General features: G+C 39.0%; 17 protein-coding genes and 1 pseudogene. 7 read left to right on the top strand and 11 right to left on the bottom strand.

Annotated elements, in window-relative coordinates; genetic code table 11:
• Positions 1–6: 6 nt before the first annotated feature.
• Complete coding sequence (locus CXF95_RS12850) at positions 7–1,071, top strand: DUF4097 family beta strand repeat-containing protein (protein ID WP_101199062.1); 1,065 nt, start codon at positions 7–9, stop codon at positions 1,069–1,071.
• A gap of 77 nt (positions 1,072–1,148) precedes the next feature.
• Here the strand turns inward: CXF95_RS12850 and CXF95_RS30600 are convergent, their stop codons facing one another.
• A complete protein-coding gene (locus CXF95_RS30600) occupies positions 1,149–1,427 on the bottom strand; it encodes a hypothetical protein (RefSeq protein WP_232787824.1) in 279 nt (92 codons plus the stop codon).
• Here CXF95_RS30600 and CXF95_RS12845 point away from each other — a divergent pair.
• The gene (locus tag CXF95_RS12845; RefSeq protein ID WP_232787823.1) at positions 1,405–2,559 is read left to right on the top strand and encodes an O-antigen ligase; all 1,155 of its coding nucleotides are present in this window, start codon (positions 1,405–1,407) and stop codon (positions 2,557–2,559) included. The two genes, CXF95_RS30600 and CXF95_RS12845, sit on opposite strands and share 23 nt — an antisense overlap.
• Positions 2,549–2,956, top strand: a complete 408-nt coding sequence (locus tag CXF95_RS12840) for a 3-phosphoshikimate 1-carboxyvinyltransferase (RefSeq protein WP_101199060.1) — start codon at positions 2,549–2,551, stop codon at positions 2,954–2,956. Before CXF95_RS12845 ends, CXF95_RS12840 begins: the two co-directional genes overlap by 11 nt.
• A 27-nt stretch (positions 2,957–2,983) precedes the next feature.
• Here the strand turns inward: CXF95_RS12840 and CXF95_RS12835 are convergent, their stop codons facing one another.
• The 5 genes from CXF95_RS12835 to CXF95_RS12815 are packed head-to-tail and all read right to left on the bottom strand — an operon-like array spanning position 2,984 to position 8,423.
• Positions 2,984–3,670 carry a VpsP family polysaccharide biosynthesis protein gene (locus tag CXF95_RS12835; protein ID WP_101199059.1) on the bottom strand — a complete coding sequence of 229 codons (687 nt, stop codon included), beginning with the start codon at positions 3,668–3,670 and terminating at the stop codon, positions 2,984–2,986.
• Position 3,671: 1 nt separating this feature from the next.
• Positions 3,672–4,400, bottom strand: a complete 729-nt coding sequence (locus CXF95_RS12830; protein ID WP_101199058.1) for a tyrosine-protein phosphatase — start codon at positions 4,398–4,400, stop codon at positions 3,672–3,674.
• Positions 4,397–6,643 carry a polysaccharide biosynthesis tyrosine autokinase gene (locus CXF95_RS12825; RefSeq protein ID WP_101199057.1) on the bottom strand — a complete coding sequence of 749 codons (2,247 nt, stop codon included), beginning with the start codon at positions 6,641–6,643 and terminating at the stop codon, positions 4,397–4,399. The genes CXF95_RS12830 and CXF95_RS12825 overlap by 4 nt, the downstream gene beginning before the upstream one ends.
• An 18-nt stretch (positions 6,644–6,661) precedes the next feature.
• Entirely contained in the window at positions 6,662–7,171 is a 510-nt protein-coding gene (locus CXF95_RS12820) for a polysaccharide biosynthesis/export family protein (RefSeq protein ID WP_101199056.1), read from the bottom strand.
• 40 nt (positions 7,172–7,211) lie between these two features.
• Complete coding sequence (locus CXF95_RS12815; RefSeq protein ID WP_101199055.1) at positions 7,212–8,423, bottom strand: outer membrane beta-barrel protein; 1,212 nt, start codon at positions 8,421–8,423, stop codon at positions 7,212–7,214.
• Between the two features lie 631 nt (positions 8,424–9,054).
• Here CXF95_RS12815 and CXF95_RS12810 point away from each other — a divergent pair.
• Positions 9,055–10,455 (top strand): undecaprenyl-phosphate glucose phosphotransferase, encoded by a 1,401-nt coding sequence (locus CXF95_RS12810; RefSeq protein ID WP_101199297.1) that lies wholly within the window; start codon positions 9,055–9,057, stop codon positions 10,453–10,455.
• A gap of 93 nt (positions 10,456–10,548) precedes the next feature.
• Here the strand turns inward: CXF95_RS12810 and CXF95_RS12805 are convergent.
• Positions 10,549–11,041: pseudogene (locus tag CXF95_RS12805) on the bottom strand (prolyl oligopeptidase family serine peptidase); the annotation flags it as partial.
• Positions 11,042–11,191: 150 nt separating this feature from the next.
• Between CXF95_RS12805 and CXF95_RS12800 the strand changes: the two are divergent.
• Positions 11,192–11,374, top strand: a complete 183-nt coding sequence (locus CXF95_RS12800) for a hypothetical protein (protein WP_157828142.1) — start codon at positions 11,192–11,194, stop codon at positions 11,372–11,374.
• Here CXF95_RS12800 and CXF95_RS29605 read toward each other — a convergent pair.
• The 3 genes from CXF95_RS29605 to phoB all read right to left on the bottom strand — a co-directional run bounded on the left by CXF95_RS29605 (position 11,371) and on the right by phoB (position 13,796).
• On the bottom strand, positions 11,371–11,529 hold the full coding sequence (locus tag CXF95_RS29605; protein WP_157828141.1) for a hypothetical protein: 159 nt from the start codon (positions 11,527–11,529) through the stop codon (positions 11,371–11,373). The two genes, CXF95_RS12800 and CXF95_RS29605, sit on opposite strands and share 4 nt — an antisense overlap.
• 154 nt (positions 11,530–11,683) lie before the next feature.
• On the bottom strand, positions 11,684–13,015 hold the full coding sequence (gene phoR, locus CXF95_RS12795; protein ID WP_101199053.1) for a phosphate regulon sensor histidine kinase PhoR: 1,332 nt from the start codon (positions 13,013–13,015) through the stop codon (positions 11,684–11,686).
• Between the two features lie 91 nt (positions 13,016–13,106).
• Positions 13,107–13,796, bottom strand: coding sequence for a phosphate regulon transcriptional regulator PhoB (phoB, locus tag CXF95_RS12790; protein ID WP_101199052.1), 690 nt, complete (start codon positions 13,794–13,796; stop codon positions 13,107–13,109).
• Positions 13,797–14,189: 393 nt separating this feature from the next.
• Here phoB and CXF95_RS12785 point away from each other — a divergent pair, with 393 nt between their 5' ends.
• A complete protein-coding gene (locus CXF95_RS12785; RefSeq protein WP_101199051.1) occupies positions 14,190–15,911 on the top strand; it encodes an ATP-binding protein in 1,722 nt (573 codons plus the stop codon).
• A gap of 203 nt (positions 15,912–16,114) precedes the next feature.
• Positions 16,115–17,023: a recombination-associated protein RdgC gene (gene rdgC / locus CXF95_RS12780; protein ID WP_101199050.1), complete on the top strand. Its 909-nt coding sequence runs from the start codon at positions 16,115–16,117 to the stop codon at positions 17,021–17,023.
• Between the two features lie 129 nt (positions 17,024–17,152).
• Here rdgC and CXF95_RS12775 read toward each other — a convergent pair whose 3' ends face one another.
• The gene (locus tag CXF95_RS12775; RefSeq protein ID WP_101199049.1) at positions 17,153–17,989 is read right to left on the bottom strand and encodes an HDOD domain-containing protein; all 837 of its coding nucleotides are present in this window, start codon (positions 17,987–17,989) and stop codon (positions 17,153–17,155) included.
• Positions 17,990–18,075: the final 86 nt, after the last annotated feature.

Below are 18,075 nucleotides of genomic sequence, written 5' to 3'. Positions count from 1 at the left end.
GATACCATGAAGCTTTTAGTAGTAGGCGGTTTATTAACTGTTGGTATAGTAGTAGTCGGTTTATTAACGATTGGTTTAATGCAAGAAGATGTTACAGAGCAAGCAGCAGTTGTTCCGTCTACAAGTGGTATCGTGTCTCAATCCGATAATCAAGAACAAGCAGCAGTCGTTCCGTCTACTAGTGGTATCGTGTCTCAATCCGATAATCAAGCGCAAGCAGCAGTCGTTCCGTCTACAAGTGGTGTAGTGTCTCTATCCGATAATCAAGCGCAAGCAGCAGTTGTTCCGTCTACCAGTGGTATCGTGACTCTATCCGATAATCAAGCGCAAGCAGCAGTTGTTCCGTCTACTAGTGGTGTAGTGTCTCTATCCGATAATCAAGCGCAAGCGGCAGTCGCTCCGTCTACAAGTGATGTAGTACCTCTATCCGATAATCAAGAGCAGCCAGTTACAAGTGCTCAAAAGACCATTAATGATTTGGTTCTTCAGGATACTCCTGTAAACACGTCTACCTTGAATGTTATTGATAACGCAATAGTGTCAGTTTCTCTTTACGGCAATAAAGATCAACCAGGTACAAGAGTCCATCAGGCCATCAATGACTTGGTTCTTCAGGGTAACCCCGTTAAAGCATCTATCTTGAAAGTAATTGATAATGCAATCACCAATGAAGGTGCTAATTTACTATCCTCAGCAGCTCTAAAATCTACCAGAAATAATAAGCCGACTGTTTTAGCGTTAATGGCTAATATGGTAGCGGCTAATGATTTATTTCCAGCCACTAAATTATCGATAGAAAATAAGCCAGAGGATGTTCTCAACATCATTAATGCGGGTGTTGTACTTTATCCAGATTTTGCACAAGTAGTCATCAATGCCGCCGTAATGAGTGGCGAGATAGATTCAGAGCAAGCGTTGCTAGCAGCACTAAGTGCTGGAGCAGATCCTACAACAGTTGGAGAAGCAACAGCTGCCGGTGGTCCAGTGGCGCTAGCATTGGCTGCTCCTGTTGGTGTTGGTATTGGTGCAGGCGGAACTGGTGGTGGTGATCTCACCGCGTCGACTAACTAGTATTTAAACTAGTGTTGAATAGTCTGGTCTTTTTGTAGAACAAACAGGTAGAATTGTTAAAAATATCAAAAATCGAGTTACTTTTTTACTTTGAAATATTCACTGCATTCCATCTTATTTACTTTCCTCTTAGCGACATTGTTTTGGGCGCCATTACCTTTAGGTTCGAATAGACCTTGGGCTTGGAGTCTTTTACAAATTTCAATTTTCATATTGATGCTTGGCTGTATATTCTTAAAAAAAGATGAAATTTTTTTAGGTTTAAAGAAATTTAAAACAGTCATTTCAATTTGGCTGGTGTTTTTAATATTTGCCACTTTGCAGGTAATTCCATTGCCTGAGTTTATAATTGACATACTTTCACCAAAAGCCAATTTTTCCAGCGATGTCCAGAGCATGTTTCTCAGTACAGACGTTGGCCAAAGCAAGGTTAGTTTATTAAAAAGCTTTGCCTACTTCTGTTTATTTTTGTGTAGCTTAATATTAATTAATAATGAGCAAAGGGTAAAAAAAGTACTTACCCTGATGTTAATTGTTGGGTCGTTGCAGGGCCTGTATGGGATTTTAGAAATATTGCTAGACACAAAATTCAGTTTGATTTTCAACCTTCCCATTTCAGAAGTGGCCACTGGCAGTTTTGTGTATAAAAACCATTTTGCTAATTTCATTATGCTTTGCTTGTCTGCTGGTACGGGTTTGATTATAGCAAGCTTAAATAACAACCAATCCATGTCTGGCCGAGATTGGTCTAGGGTGATTATTTCAAGTTTGCTAGGAAATAAAGCATTAGTAAGAATTTGTTTAGCCATCATGGTTATCGCACTGGTTATGTCACGTTCAAGGATGGGTAACACTGCTTTTTTTGCAGCTTTAACGATAGTGGGGATTTATGCGTTGTTTGCAGATAAACAACGTTCAAAGGGATTAAGTATCTTGGTGATCAGTATGATCATTATCGATTTATTAATAGTGAGTTCTTGGTTTGGATTAGATAAAGTGCAAGAACGATTAGTTGAAACAAGTTTGAGTCAAGAAGGCAGAGACGAAGTGGTTATAGATGCCTCGGTTATTATTGCTGATTATCCTTTAATGGGTAGCGGTAGTGGTAGTTTTTATAGCGTTTTCCCGTCCTATAAAAAAGCCGATGTATATCCGTTTTATGACCAAGCACATAACGACTATCTGCAAACCTTAATCGAATACGGTTTTATCAGTTTTTTATGTTTAGTTGCCATAGTGCTACTTTGTTTTACTAGTGCACTAAGTGTTATCAAAAAACGTAAAAATGCTATGTACAAAGGTGCGGCATTTGCGAGTTTAATGGCGATACTTGGCATGTTGATCCATATGAGTGTGGACTTTCCACTGCAAGCGCCAGCTAACGCCAGTTATTTTATTGTTTTTCTAGCTCTGGCGCTAATTAGCAAAGCCAATGTAAGTAAAAAGTCGCGTTCGAGAACTAGTACAAGGATACAAAATGGCCATTAACCGCCCTGCTTCGGTATATGAGGATCCTGCGTTACAAAATTTACTCGCTAAGGTGCCAGACCGAGTAAAGGAAACCTTTACCGAAGAACAATTATCCTACCTCAGAAACGCCAGTATTAATCGTCAGTGGCGTAATCACTCAGTTGATTTAAGAGGCACAATACCTTGGTTTAAATACCGCTATTATTACGTATTTATCGCGGGTAAAAATAATCGTGAATTAAGTCGCGCAGAACAAAAAGCTTCAAGAATAATTATCGCAGTTTTTCTTGTTGGTTTTCTTTGTGTTTCAATAACTTTCGGTTTACTGGCTTTATATTTACTTAAGTCCGCACTGGGCATTAATCTGTTTGACAACTTTTCACTGGGGATTTGGGATTGGTTTAAAAAATTATAAAATTGAAATTAGTCAGGTGAAAACCAGTTATTCACATTTTGATACTAACCACTTTGTAGCATTCGGCTCATTTCGCAACCACCGGCAAACTAATCGTTCTGCGTCATAACTTTTAATGACTTGTTTAACTGGTTTACGACTATAAGGATTAATAACGCCTTGCGCTAATCGCTGATAAAACATAGACCTTATTTTGAGTAACATTGGATGATTATTTACATAAAGAGCTAGACCTAGATCAGCAATGAGTATGTTAACCTCTGCTTTTTTAGGGCCAAGTGTATTGGCTCTTTCTAGGAAATACAGCATCTCATCGTCAAATTCTTGCAAACGCCATTTAAGTTTTGCTAAAGAAGCCCATGTAACGGGCCATAAAGGACGCAACTGAGTAGCTTGCAAATAGTATGTCTTTGCTGAGTTTAATCCTGCTGTGCTGTTCTCAAACTCGAATATGACGCCCCACTCGTCTACCTGAGCTTTAAGATCTAAATAAAGGGCGTTATCTGGGTGATATTGAATAGCAACAAGACTGTTATTTTTAGCCCTTTTATATGCCGCTAGGTCATTATTTTGCGGATCGAGATGCCACTTTGCAACTGTGTTTTTGACGTTGTAATAATTGACGCTAGCAACACCATAATCATAGGCTGTGGAAATTCCACACACACAAATAATGACAAGCAATAAGGCTAGTAAGTAATGATAGCGACTCAAGTTACATCCAGCTTAAGGTTTGGGTTATTTTTGTTGGATTTGTCTCAACTAACGTTGTTACATATTGGTCATCGATTTCATTTTGCAAAAACTCACGGCACTGCCCCATATCATTGGGCCTTCGTTCCAAGCCATGTGAATCTGAGGCGATGACACAAATTGATTTTTCACTCAACATTTTCAGAGATAATGTTTTAATTGGCGCTGAAAAACGGCCAATGACTGAACCTGCCGTTAATTGAAATATACAGCCGCAACGCTTTAACATTTCAAATTTACGATAGTCGGCCAATATATCCCTATTGCGCTCAGGGTGAGCTATTAGCGGTTGTACATTATTATTTAACAACCAGCGAATAAGGTTATCGGTGCCTGCAGGTACATGGCTATGAGGCAGCTCAAGTAAAATCACATGCTTACTTTGCCACATTCCAATATATGGCAGCGTATTGTTGCTATACCACGACATTATTTCAGGGCAGATCCGCAGCTCTGCAGCACTGGCTACTTTAAGTTGGCAACCTGCTGCGATTAAATGCTGTGAGAAGGCTTTGGTAGCTTCAACTATTTTATCTTGAGTATTATCAAAATAGCCCTGATGTATATGTGGTGTACACACTATATGTGTTACACCACACTCTAAAGCTTGCTCGGCCATTTGCAGGGATGTTGCAAGGGATTTAGAGCCGTCATCAATACCTGGCAGTATATGATTGTGTAGGTCTATCAAGCTTTTTTAGTGTCACTTTGGTAGTTGTTGTAACCATATTGGTCATAAAAGCCGGCATATTCACCCTGCTTTTTCGCTTTTTTCAAATCAACTTGATTCAAAATAATACCGTCGACTCTGTGGCCTAAGCTGATGAAGCGGCTTAAACCACTTTTTATCATTTTATGGCTTGTACTATCAGACTTCACTACATAAATAATAGAATCACAGACATTAGATACCACAACGGCATCGCTGACGGCTTGAATAGGTGCACTATCCACAATAATGTAATCATACATTGTGGTAAAACCCTTCATGATTTTCTTAAACTGTTCTGAAGCCAATAGCTCTTGAGGGTTATTTGGTACCGTGCCTGCGCAGATAAGATCAACGCCAGAATATTCATCATGCACTATACATTCATCTAACTTGTGAGTTCCTGCAATCAAGTTGGCTATACCAGGTTGAAAACCAGGTAAGTCAAATAGTTTGCCCAAGGTTGGTCTGCGTAAGTCAGTATCAACAATCAGTACTTTATGTAATTGGCCTAAAGCAAAACCTAAATTAATAGTAACGATAGTTTTACCCTCTTTGGGTACACTGGATGCGACTAAAATAGTTTTTGATGGTTTATCAATATTCAATAACTGTAAACTTGTTCTTAAGGTTCGCACTGATTCACTAAAAGTGTGATGTTTAGAATCATAGAAGTGACGTAATGGAATGTTCTGTTTTTTCTTATGAGCTTCCCACGGAATAAGACCTAACATGCGTTGTGATAATTTACGTTCAACATCATCTAAAGAACGAATGCCGCTATTTAACGCATCCATGGCAATGGCCAAAAACACCCCTAAGCCAATACTGAGAATGAAAGCAGCAGCAATAATCAAACCCTTTTCAGGTTTGGCTGGATTGCCTGGTTTTTTAGCAACATCCATTAACCTTGCGTTAGCCGATTCAAAACCACCTAACTCGTTTGTCTCTTTTAAACGCGTAAAAAACGAACTATACAACTGTTGATTGATAAGCACTTCTCGCTGCAGGGTTTTGCTACGATTATCTAGGATAGTTAATTCACGGAAACGTTGTTTTGCCTGTTCAACGTCATTTTTTAAAACCGCAACATTTTCACCGGCATTGCTAAAGTCTACCGTTATGCCCGAAATCAACACTTTTATCTGGTTTGCTAAACTGGCCTGTATAGACTCTAATTCTGCCAAAGCGGCAATCATTTTAGGGTGTTTTGGGCCGTAAACTTTACTTAATTCAAACGTACGGCTTTGAGACGATACTTCTGCTCGTTTAACAGATACTACCGAAGGATGATTGATCACTTCGTTTAGCGCAGAAAGTTCAGCAAGATTGGCACCGCTTTCTACAACTTGTTTATAAATAAATTCATTTTGTTTAAGACTAGCTTGCGCCTCTAATAATTGCTGACTCAGCTTTTGTAATTCATCTTTTGCTAAACCTACTACACCGTCGATATTAACTAATTGCTCAGCTTCGTAAAAATCAGACAGTTGCTTTTCAGAAGTCGTTAATTTAACACGCAGACCATCTATACTTTCATTTAACCAGGTCGTAGCTTTCTCGGTCATATCAAAGCGCGCTTGCAGATAGCTTTCGATGTATACATCACCAACAGTATTTGCAATTAGTGCTGCTAACTCTGGGTCTTCATTTTCGAAAGAGATGTTAACAATCTGGGTATTCGTAATAGGTGAAATTACTAAATTTTTCGCTACTTTTGCCACCGCATAATTTTGCTTAGATACCTGCAACTGTTCGGGGGTATAAACTACCGGAGTTTTTTGAGGTAAAAAGGGCAAACGACTCGTAAGTTGGTCTCTTATACTTGCTTTCAACTTATCTAATGGACTGACATCAGCCAATTCAGAATTAAAGCTCGGCTGTTCAACAAGATTTAATTTTTTAACCACATTTTCAGCTACTTTACGAGATCGTAGAATTTCGTATTGGGTTTGAAAATACTCTTTACGACTTGCATCAAGACCATAAACTTCTTGAATCGATAACACTTTCGCTTCATTTGATTCAATTAATAGTTTTGCTGTGGCGATATACCTTGGGGTAATTGACATAACGATTAAAGCTACAAGGATCGTTATAAAAACCGACAAACTGATGATTCGCCATTTGAACTGCATGACGATATTCCAGTACTGACCTATATCGATGGTTTCATTTTCAAGCAACTTAGCTTCTATTTGTCCAACATTGTTTTGAGTATTCACTAAATGTTACATCCCTGCCTAAAAGAAGCTTTGTTTGATTGTGATGATGTCACCGGGTAAAACGGTATCGGTTGGCAGAGCTTCAATCAGCTTTTGCACACCTGAGATATCACGTCTGATCATAATTTTAGTGCGCGAGGCTCTTTCTGTATAACCTCCAGCGAGCGCAGCAGCCTTGTCCACTGATAAACCTGGCTGATAAGGATAGCCCCCAGATTTTTTAACTTCACCATCAATAAAGAAGGGACGATATTCTTCTATTGTGACTGAAATAGACGGTTCAACTAAATAATCGCCTTTTAAGCCTTTATAAATATTAGATTCAAGCTCAGAAGCTGTTATGCCAACAACTTGAATATCACCCAAAAACGGATAATTTATCACTCCCATGGCCGGTACTCTTGTTGTAAGAGATAAATCGATTTGACCAAAAACAGAGATTTTAATTACGTCACCTAAGCCCAAACGATATTGACTTAAACTAATTGTTTGCGAAAAAATAGCTGAGCTGAATACACAGCAAAGCATTAGACTCCAAATTTTCAATTTCACTTAATTCAACACCTTTTTATAACGAAATTTTTACAGTAAAACTCACCAAGCTTCGATTGTAATCGAAAACAGTTGTGCTATCACTATTTCTATCGAAGTAACTGACTGCTGTAACCAGGGTTAACCAACGTCTAAATCGGTAATCAGCCGCAACTTTGAATTCTTTGATTTTATCGTTCCTGGGAACCGTATCACCTTCATAGCTATCATCTGAATAACTAAAGCTAGCGACTGTGTTAAAACGATCAAGCCACTCATGTCGCCAATTGGCTACATAATCTTTTCGGCGAATATAATTGCCCTGACCATTGGTTTCTCGTGTGTCACTTGCGGTTGAAAAGTCGAATATGGCGCGTTCAATTGGACTCCAAGCAACCCCCAAATCCCACTTTAGCCCGGAGAAACCAGCACGACTTGCCACGTCGAAGTCGCGTTTTTGATAACCTATCTTTGCAAACCCGGATGTAACAGCGGTTGTCTCCCATCTAGCACCGGCCAGTAATGATTTTGTTTTACTATCTAGTGACGCGATGTTTTCAATGTTGCCTGAATAGTCAGTAATTAAATAATTACCTTCTAGCAATAAATCGGTTATGGGTGAAATGCTGTAATAAAAAGTTGAACCTAAGGAGTTCTCCTTTCGGTCTCTCAGTCTATTCGGATTTGAGACAACCACATCATTGTCATAGTCGATGTCTATTAATCGCATATCTACATCGATATTAGCATTTGCTGTTAAGGCGCCATATGAGTATGTTGCGTCCAATGTATTGGTAGTGAATTTGTCTGGGCCATCCAACAATTCACCAGCACCGAGAGTGTAAGATGTTCCTCTGGCGTCATGGCCTGATAAATGAACAATTGAACCTGAAAGACGGTTACGGCGATCAAACTCTACTTCACCATTGGTAAATATGCGATAATCGTCATAGTTGTCGGTGTCGCTTGAATTATAAATACCTTTAGTAGCACTGACTCCAAAGCCAAGACTGTTATTACCAATTTGCTTACCTAATTCAAGCTTTGGATTTAAAACTGTTACCCAGCTGTCAACCTTGTTGTCGCTTACACGCGTCACGTTACTGTCTTTAGAAAGCGACACATTTAATGTCGGTGTCAACTCAAATGTGCCAACAGGCATACTTGCTTTTTCTTGAGCCTGTGCTGAAACACCTATAAAAGTGCTTACACTTGCGCAGATCAAAATTGTATTTCTTAACCTACCCATTCCATTGCCTCGACATTACTATTCGGTTATATATTTTAAATAATTCTGAATTAAAAAATCGATTACCTTTAGGGCACAATTTTCATGGTTCTTTATTTTTGGTGCATTCGATTGTGACACAGCTATTTTCATGCCACTAATTTAATTTAGCCATCCATCCTGTCAAACAATTTATCTTATTCAATCAAGGTGTTGCAGTTGTCATAAAGTATTCCACCTTGAATTGAAATTCTTTAAACTGCAATTAATAATCTTACGCCCTAAAGTAGTGCAATTTCGGTGCTTATCATATCTTATCGAAACGCTTTTATCATTCTTGTGTTGAGCGAATTCATTAAAACTTCATTTTTAAAACAATTAATAAGTTTAGAATTGCTCAAAAATTAGCATGTTAACCTTTGATAAAATATGGAAATACTCATCTACTCACACTCTATATATCATAAATACGCACACAATAATATCTGGAATAAAATTTGCTTAAGACTCTGATTGCTACTTTTGCATTTGTGAATTATATGAACTTTTATAATAAGTTTTTGGATTAAAGAAATATCGTAGTTTTTGGAGCATTAATTGCGTAGTATTGATAAGGAGTTTAGTTGTAATGGGTACTGAAAAGTTATTAAGTATGAGCAATAAAGGTATCATTCAAAGCAACAAGAGCAGTTTTTCCACCCTTTACCGATTGGTAGATATGCTATTAATCACTGCGGTATTATTTACTTTGTTAATTATTTTAGATAAAAAAATTGACTCAGAAGTCATGGTACTACTTTTTGTTAATATCGTTTCTTACAATCTTTGTGCAGAAGCTCTAGACTTGTATCGTTCATGGCGAACTGCCTCGACCACTCTAATGATTAAAAGCGTAACAATTGGCTGGATGATTTCTACTTTTGTTACTAGCACCTTTGCTTATTTATTTCCCGGCTTAGTTCACTTAGATAATTTTATTGTAATTAGTTGGTTGATTATCTCGGTCGTTGCTTTAACAAGTTGGCGAATAGTATTCAGGCAAATACTTTTTCATCATCGACGTCAGGGTCACAATTCCCGAAAAGCCATCGTTATTGGGGCCACAGCATCAGGCTATAGCCTGTCAAACCAAATTATTGATAATGAAAGACTAGGCATTATATTTTCTGGGATCTATGATGATCGAACCATCGATAGAATACCCCATGAATTTTCTAATCAAATTGCCGGTAACATTGAAGACGCAATCAATAAAGCCAAAAATGGCGAGATTGATTATGTTTATATTGCGCTACCTATGAGCGCAGAAAAACGCATATCACATATTTTACATTTATGTAGTGATACTACTGCAAGTGTTTATCTTATTCCCAATTTCTTTATGTATAACTTGATTAATGCACGTTGGCAGAATGTTGGGTCTATTCAAACTCTAAGTGTTTATGACACGCCTTTTCAGGGCGGTAGTGAGCTGCTTAAACGACTAGAAGACGTAGTTTTGTCAATTTTAATCCTAACGTTGATTGCCATACCTATGCTCATTATTAGTGCAGCAGTTAAATTTACTTCACCTGGGCCGGTTATTTTCAAACAAAACCGTTACGGATTGGACGGTAAAAAAATCACCATTTACAAATTTCGCTCCATGACTTCAATGGACAATGGCGATGTAGTAAAACAAGCGACTAAAAATGATGCAAGAATAACCCCTCTAGGCGCGTTTCTTAGAAAAACATCACTCGATGAACTTCCACAATTTATTAATGTGATGCATGGAAATATGTCAATTGTCGGGCCCAGACCCCATGCAGTTGCGCATAATGAACAATATCGAAAATTAGTTGAAGGCTATATGCTACGCCATAAGGTGCGCCCAGGAATTACTGGGTTAGCTCAAGTTAACGGTTTGCGTGGTGAAACTGAAACGATAAACAAGATGGTTAAACGTGTTGAATATGACCTAGAGTATATTCACCGTTGGACAGTATGGCTTGATATCAAAATTATTTTAAAAACCGTTTTTAACGGTTTTCGAAATAAAAACGCCTATTAATTTTAAATGAGAGCAGGTCATTTTCGGCCAAGCCACTCCTGCCTTTTGCTTTTCCTCTGCGGTTCAAAATCTTTTTATCTTTTACTTTTACTTTTACTGCTCTATGCCATGGGCAATCAGAGTAAAGGCATACTCCTCAGCATAATCTTTTAAACGTCCATACCTGCCAGTATTCGAGAAATGCCCTGCCCCCATATTGATCCGCATCACCAATAAATTATTGTCTGTTTTGGTGGCTCGCATTTTTGCTGTCCATTTTGCTGGCTCCCAATAGGAGACTCGTGGATCATTTAGCCCGCCGGTTACCAACATTGGAGGGTATTCTTTGGCTTGAATATTGTCGTATGGTGAATAGCTTTGAATGAACTCAAATATTTCTTTGCTGATTAAAGGATTACCCCACTCCCCCCACTCGGGCTGTGTTAAAGGTAGGGTAGCATCGAGCATAGTATTGAGTACGTCCACAAAGGTACTGCTAGGTTAACTGAACGCCATAACTCGGGAGCTTGATTAAAACCACGGCGCCCATTAGTTCACCACCGGCACTGCCACCTTCAATGGATATGTTACCTTTGGCGACATATCCTGCACTGGTTTATCGTTTACTTCTGGATACCCCTCGTCTCTAAGCCAATGATAATCATCTGTTAAGTCAGCCCGTGATATTCAGCTTGATAGCTTTTTGCGATTGCCTGAGGCGCCTTACCCTCTATTTGTGGTAAACGGTGTGTCCTTTGTGCCCAAAAAACTTAATGTTTCTTTACCTCTGTGTCCTCATTTTCCTCGGTGGTTAAATATCTCTTATCTTTTGTTTTTACCGCTCTTTAGAAATGTGGATGCTGATGGTGCGAAACATAGCATAGTGTTTGGCTCTGAAGTACAGACTTATATCGGTGAAACGGTAGTTGGCTGTTTTTAACTTTGATCCGGATCGATGTAGCTATATTGGGCATAAATACCTTGAGCAGCAAATTCGTCTTCAGCGCCAAGTGGCAGTACACTTACAAACAAGAAAAAGCCGAGAATAATCAGCTCGGCTTTTGATAAATCAATGACATAGTAGACAAAAGCCATTTAGTAAAAAGTGCATATGTAATAGGACGGATCATTACATATATTCAGAAAAAACAAATAGGCTGAAAGTCACAAGATGCATATGACAAAAGTCATTAATGACTAGAAAAACACTAGATTAGAGCAAACGTTAGGTGGGTATATGGATAGTAATTTATAACACAGCGCTTTTTGTGGTTTTTTGATCCATTAAGAGTGTCAGTTCGGTGGAAAAGCGACAGGAGAACTCGCTTCCCTTACCGATATCGCTTTTAATTGCCAATCGGGAGTTGTGGTGGGATAAAACATGTTTGACGATAGCCAACCCTAGACCAGAGCCTCCAGTTGTTCGCGATCTTGCTTTGTCTACACGATAGAAACGTTCTGTAAGACGGTCGATATGCTCTGCTGCGATACCATCTCCATTATCTCTAACACTAAACTTGGCCTGATCACCTTCTAGGGACCATCGTACTTCAATCACACCATTATTAGGTGTGTATTTGATGGCGTTGAAAATGAGATTAGAAAACGCGCTACGCAATTCAGATTCGATACCGTAGACGTATAAAATTGGCGATATATCAAAAAATATTTTATGCAATCTTTTACGATTCAGTGCTTCTGCTTCAGCATGAATTTGCCACAACAATTGAGGTACATTCACCCGTTTTTCGAAGGCTCTTTCAGTGCTTGCTTCAATGCGTGACAACACCAACAACTCTTCAATTAAGCTTTGCATACGAATAGATTGAGAGCGCATTTCAGATATAGCTTTTTGCATCATTGGCGCAGGTAGATCGCCATTTTCTGGCAACATCTCCAAATACCCATTGATCACCGTTAAAGGTGTTTTCAACTCATGGGAAACATTGGCTACAAAATCTTTGCGCATTTTTTCAATTTGGGTCAGACGCGTGACATCACGAATTAGGAACATCAAATGATCATCTTCGTAAGGCACGACTCTAAATTCTAATACTTTATTGGGATTAATCGGCGAAATAATTTCTATCGGTTGCTGAAAACGATTAGCCTGATAGAACGTAATAAACTGCTCATCATTAATGCAGTCATATACTTTCCGCCCCATATCTTCGGGCCAACGTAAACCCAATTCGATTCTTGCCAAGCGATTACACCAGATTATCTCAGAAGAATTATCAACTACGAGTGCTGCGTCGGGCAGTGCTTCTGATCCTTGCCGAAAACGACGAATAATCTCACCTAAAGACTTACGCTTATTACGATTTTTTAAATTAGCGCCATAAATCCCTTGGTAAATGTGGGACCAAATACCACGGGCAGTAGGAGGAGAAATCTTTTTACTGTGCCATAACCAATAGTTAAGCCTATAAAGTCGCCAGTAATGCAATCCAAGCAGCCCAAAAGTCCCCACCAACAAAGTTAGCACTAACTGATTAATATATAAGCCAAGTAACGTACAAGATGCCAGAAAAACAATGACTCTTGCAATGCTTCGCAACCAAGGAAATGGGTGATACATCTGGGTGCTATATTCCTATTTTAATGGATTAAAAATATTGCTACTTCTGAGAACTATGCTTTGTCTGAAAACTAGGAGTTGGCTGCATTTATTAAATTTTGCTGGAAAAACGATAACCTGCACCACGTACGGTTTGGATCATATTATCGTGTGAAAACTCAGCCAAGGCTTTACGTAGCCTTCTAATATGCACATCTACCGTTCTATCTTCCACATAAACGTTAGTACCCCAAACATTGTCCAACAGCTGTTCCCGGCTATAGACTCTCTCAGAATGTGTCATAAAAAAGTGTAAAAGTTTGAACTCAGTTGGCCCCATATCAATGGGCGTCTCGTTAGATGTCACGCGATGAGAAAGAGGATCGAGTTTCAAACCTTGATAATCAATGGCATCTTCGCTGGATGTGGGTGATACACGTCTGATCACGGCCTTGACTCTTGCCACCAATTCTTTTGGTGAAAAAGGTTTAGTCACATAATCATCCGCACCGGCTTCCAAACCTCTTATTTTGTCTTCTTCTTCGCCTCTGGCAGTTAACATAATGATTGGAATGTCTCGAGCGTATTCATGTTGCTTGAGTTTTTTTGCTAGTTGTACACCCGTGCCACCTGGCAACATCCAGTCTAATAAAATCAAATCTGGAAAAGGCTCTACTATTTTGTCTAACGCTATTTGATAATCTTCAGCCTCAACGGTTTCATAACCTGATTGTTCAAGTACAAACTTCAACATGTCGCGGATGGGAGCTTCGTCTTCCACCAGTAAAATACGTTTTACCATTTTTTATATTCCTTGCTAGAGCAACAACTCGCTAGATTATTCATATTTTGTGTGACATTTTTATTACGATAAGCATTTTAGTCTGCATTTATACTTCTAAAACACTTTGTTACTCAATCAGATATCTACCCATTCCACCGAAGAATATAGGATACAGCGAAGTGTAAAGCGGTTTAGCCATGGCGGCAACCGTTCTGGTCTATGTCACTCGGCATTTGCATAGATGACCATGCTTCGCATCTCCCTTATAGATCAAAACGGTCGCCCCGGGGCGAACTGAAGGTAAACAAATTTTGAACTTGTCAGGTAAACAGCTCCCTAGACATCTTGTTTATTTTTTTTATTCCGCATACTCTCTTTGAGCTGTTTAAATTTAAGGAAATATGAATTTTGATGTCAAAAGTCAAACAAGGGTTATCCAGAAAGCTTCTAGCCAGAGTGCTGTCAGTTTATTTCGTTCTAACTCTAATAGTGACTGCAGGTCAGATTTTCACCGAATATTTAAACGCTAAAAGTCATATTGAAGGTGAGCTTAAAACCTTAAAAAACACCTTTAGCACCAGTTTGACTCGCGCTATTTGGGAGCTCAATACCCCTCAAGCAAAATCTATTGCGGTAGGTTTGATGGAATTACCCATAGTTGAAGGCGTGCAAATTCGAGATGAAAACAGTCATTATATTGCCGATTTGGGACGTACGTCTAAATTAGTCGGTGAATCTATTACTAAAGGTGTTGTGAGGGATCACCCAGGGGGAACTTTTGGCTATAGTTTTCCTTTGATATTCGAATTCTCCGGTCGAACTTCATTGGTCGGTGATGTCACGTTATATTCAAGCTCAGCCATTATCTTTAGTAGAATAGAAGTCGGAATATTTTTCTTGATTGGCAATGCCATCGTTAAAACGGCGTTTTTAGTATTTTTATTTATGAGTGCATTTCGCACTATGCTGACAAATCCGCTGAATGAATTAACCCAACAAATTACCGATTTCAACTTAGACGACCCTGAATCCTCTAAGCTGGATTTGAGCATTGATGAAGACAATGAATTAAAAGTGCTGGAAACGTCTTACAATAAATTAATCGATGAAATGATTGAATTTCAATCCAAGCTTGCAGGCACCCAAAATGAGTTACAACAAGCCAATCTGAGATTAGATGATCAGAATATCTCCTTAGAAGAAGAGGTGGCTAAAAAAACAGCCACACTGAGCAGAATTATGTTGGACTTGGAACAACAAAAGGATGAGTTATTAATTAATCAACGTGAACTTCGCCAAGAAAACGAAAATCGTCAATTTATCGAAGATGAACTTCGCAAACGAAATACAGAGTTAGCCACATCGATGGAAACCATTCAAATGGCGAAAGATCAATTGGTTGAATCAGAAAGAATGGCTTCACTGGGTGGCTTAGTAGCGGGCATAGCCCATGACGTTAATACACCTTTAGGTGTCAGTGTTACAGCAACCAGTTTTTTGCAAGACAGAGTACAAAAACTTCAAAGCGCCTACGATGATAAAAAGCTAACAGGCAATACCATGACGTCGTTTTTGTCTGAAGCCCAACAAACTATCACGTTACTCACCAACAATTTAAATCGTGCTTCTGATCTTATTTCAAGTTTTAAACAAGTAGCTGTGGACCAAACGAGTGAAGCAGAAAGAGAAATCAATGTCAGTGAGTATTTAACGGAAGTCGTACAATCTTTAGCACCTAACTTCAAAAAGACTCAGCATACTATTGATATTCATTGTCCAGACGATTTATCGATCAAATGTGCACCTGGGGTGTTGGCACAAATATTAACCAATATGATTATGAATTCTCTGATCCATGGCTTCGAAGATAAACTCAAAGGAGCGATTAAACTCGAGATCTCGGAGCATGACAACAACCTTATCATTAACTATTCTGACGATGGAAGAGGTCTTGATGAGGCAACACTTACACGCCATTTCGACGCATTTTTTACTACTCGAAGGGGTCAAGGAGGAAGCGGCTTAGGGACTCATATTATGTACAACTTAGTGACCCAAACACTTGGGGGTCATATAGAAGCATTTAGCCAACCTGGCCAAGGTCTACAATACAAAATTACTATCCCCGTTTAGACAAAAACTATTTAGGCATATTTATGTCCTTTTCACATAGTAGCCAAGGTTGTTTCCTGATAGTCTCTACGGCCATTTTTAATAGCGCAGTTGTGCGCCAAGGCGCTTTATATTTTTCGCAATCCAAGCAGCAGTATTGCTTTAGATTGAGCAACACTTAAATTCGAAAGATAAACAGCCCCTAACTCTTAGCGGATTATTTTATGTGGTTTAAAAACCTAAAGCTTTATGCAATTACCCAAGACATGGATTTCAAAGAACAAGACTTTGAGGACAAACTTGCTGAATTCAAATTTCGCCCGTGTGGTAGCCAAGAATTAGCCACTATGGGTTGGGCTTCTCCCTTTAATCAAGGAGAAACGTTAATCCACGCAACAGCGGGTAGGATTTGGTTAACGCTAAAGAAACAAGAACGTATTTTGCCAGCTGTGGTTGTGAATGCAGAACTCGCAGACAAAGTTGCGTTAATTGAAACCGAAACAGGCTCTCCTGTAGGCAAAAAAGCCCAGCAGGATATGAAGCAAGAAATAATTCATCGTTTGTTGCCCCAAGCGTTCACCAAAAATAGCTATACGCACGGCTTCATCTCTACCAAAGATAATTTAGTCGTAGTAGATTCTTCTGCAGACGGCAAAGCTGAAGCTTTCTTAGCCATGTTACGAAAAGCCATTGGCTCGTTACCTGTTGTGCCTTTAGCAAGACATACGGTGCAGGCTGATTTAACCTCATGGTTAAAAGATGACTCAGCGCCAACAGATATTAGTGTATTAGAAGAAGCAGAATTAAAAGCATTGGAAGAAGACGGTGCCATTATTCGTTGCAAAAACCAAGATTTATACAGCGAAGAAATCAAACATCATTTGGAAGCAGGAAAGTCAGTCCAAAAAATTGCTGTTGAGTGGAATGAAACCCTCACGGCCATTATTCAGGAAGACTTAAGCATCAAACGCTTAAAGTTCACCGATGTGATAAGAGAACAGAACGACGACATACCTAAGGATCAGATGTTAGCTCGATTAGATGCAAACTTTGCGCTAATGTCGGGAGAAGTGGTGCGTTTCGCTAAACGTCTGAAAGAAATATTTAACTTAGACGATGAAAAAGTGAGTTAACGGAATAAGCGAGCTTCGAGCATAATAATTCTAGATTAATAAGGAAAAGCAAATACTTTTCCTTATCTTTAAACTTTTGTTCTTTAAGCTCGCGGGCTCGAAGCTAGTAACTCGAAGCTTTTTTTAACCTTATTGGAAAATTTGCTTGGCATTATTACGTAGTTCGTCAAATTCATCAGACAGTACCGCAGACAAATCATCAATAATACCTTTCTCTACAGCCGCGTTAAAAATGTCTTCTTTATGACTTTCAAACTTTCCACAAAGCGCAGAACCCAGTCTAACCAAGTCTAAGTAAGAAACAGCATCAGAAGTCACAGACAAATCTTTCCAGTTTTGGGTAACATCCACAAACTCTGGCTCAAAGCCCCACTCAGTCATGATACTGGTGCCAATTTTACCCGCTAATTTTTCTAATACCACATCTAAGAATGTGGGATTAGCAAATACATCCGCATGGCGCTCAGCCTCGGTTAAGATTGGTAACACCCCAATATTATGCACCAACGCAGCCAACATCATGGAGTCAAGATTAAGGGTGCGGTTTTTGGTTTGCTTAGTATGTATTTGCAATACCGCCATAGAGCTTGCCACAATTTCAATAGTATCGACCCAAATACGCGACATATATTCTTTTACAATTTCATTTTTGGAAACAAACAACTGTTCCATCGCCAAAGCAGTTGCAATATTTTTAATTTGGCGTAATCCAATACGAGTCACAGCCTGCTGTATCGAGGTCACTTTTACAGCTCTGCCTAAATATGCACTATTAGATATTTTTACCATACGTGCACTTAAAGATGGATCTTGGCTAACAACATCAGCCATTGCACTTAAATTGATGTCTGGATCGTCAGCCGCTCTCCTAACCTTCAATGCAACGGCAGGTAATGTTGGTAGAACCAAGGTGTCGTTATTAATTTTTTCTACCAAAATAGTGAGAAGCGCGTTTTCTGTAGCCATATTTTTACCTATATCCTGTCAAAACAAATCGAGATCTGGGGTGAGTCTAAGCATTTCAGCAATGAAACAGCTGAAAAAAAATAATG

This window comes from Paraglaciecola sp. MB-3u-78 (assembly GCF_002835935.1).
GTDB lineage: Bacteria > Pseudomonadota > Gammaproteobacteria > Enterobacterales > Alteromonadaceae > Paraglaciecola.
Note: the sequence above shows the minus strand (reverse complement) of the source record. Positions and strands in the feature narration are given on the sequence as shown.

Excerpts from the sequence above, each read along its gene's own strand:
- CXF95_RS29605 (WP_157828141.1), bottom strand. The coding sequence starts at position 11,529 with ATGGCTTTTGTCTACTATGTCATTGATTTATCAAAAGCCGAGCTGATT.
- CXF95_RS12850 (WP_101199062.1), top strand. The coding sequence starts at position 7 with ATGAAGCTTTTAGTAGTAGGCGGTTTATTAACTGTTGGTATAGTAGTA.
- CXF95_RS12840 (WP_101199060.1), top strand. The coding sequence starts at position 2,549 with ATGGCCATTAACCGCCCTGCTTCGGTATATGAGGATCCTGCGTTACAA.
- CXF95_RS12785 (WP_101199051.1), top strand. The coding sequence starts at position 14,190 with ATGTCAAAAGTCAAACAAGGGTTATCCAGAAAGCTTCTAGCCAGAGTG.
- CXF95_RS12810 (WP_101199297.1), top strand. The coding sequence starts at position 9,055 with ATGAGCAATAAAGGTATCATTCAAAGCAACAAGAGCAGTTTTTCCACC.
- CXF95_RS12815 (WP_101199055.1), bottom strand. The coding sequence starts at position 8,423 with ATGGGTAGGTTAAGAAATACAATTTTGATCTGCGCAAGTGTAAGCACT.
- rdgC (WP_101199050.1), top strand. The coding sequence starts at position 16,115 with ATGTGGTTTAAAAACCTAAAGCTTTATGCAATTACCCAAGACATGGAT.
- phoB (WP_101199052.1), bottom strand. The coding sequence starts at position 13,796 with ATGGTAAAACGTATTTTACTGGTGGAAGACGAAGCTCCCATCCGCGAC.
- CXF95_RS12820 (WP_101199056.1), bottom strand. The coding sequence starts at position 7,171 with ATGCTTTGCTGTGTATTCAGCTCAGCTATTTTTTCGCAAACAATTAGT.
- phoR (WP_101199053.1), bottom strand. The coding sequence starts at position 13,015 with ATGTATCACCCATTTCCTTGGTTGCGAAGCATTGCAAGAGTCATTGTT.
- CXF95_RS12775 (WP_101199049.1), bottom strand. The coding sequence starts at position 17,989 with ATGGCTACAGAAAACGCGCTTCTCACTATTTTGGTAGAAAAAATTAAT.
- CXF95_RS30600 (WP_232787824.1), bottom strand. The coding sequence starts at position 1,427 with ATGTCAATTATAAACTCAGGCAATGGAATTACCTGCAAAGTGGCAAAT.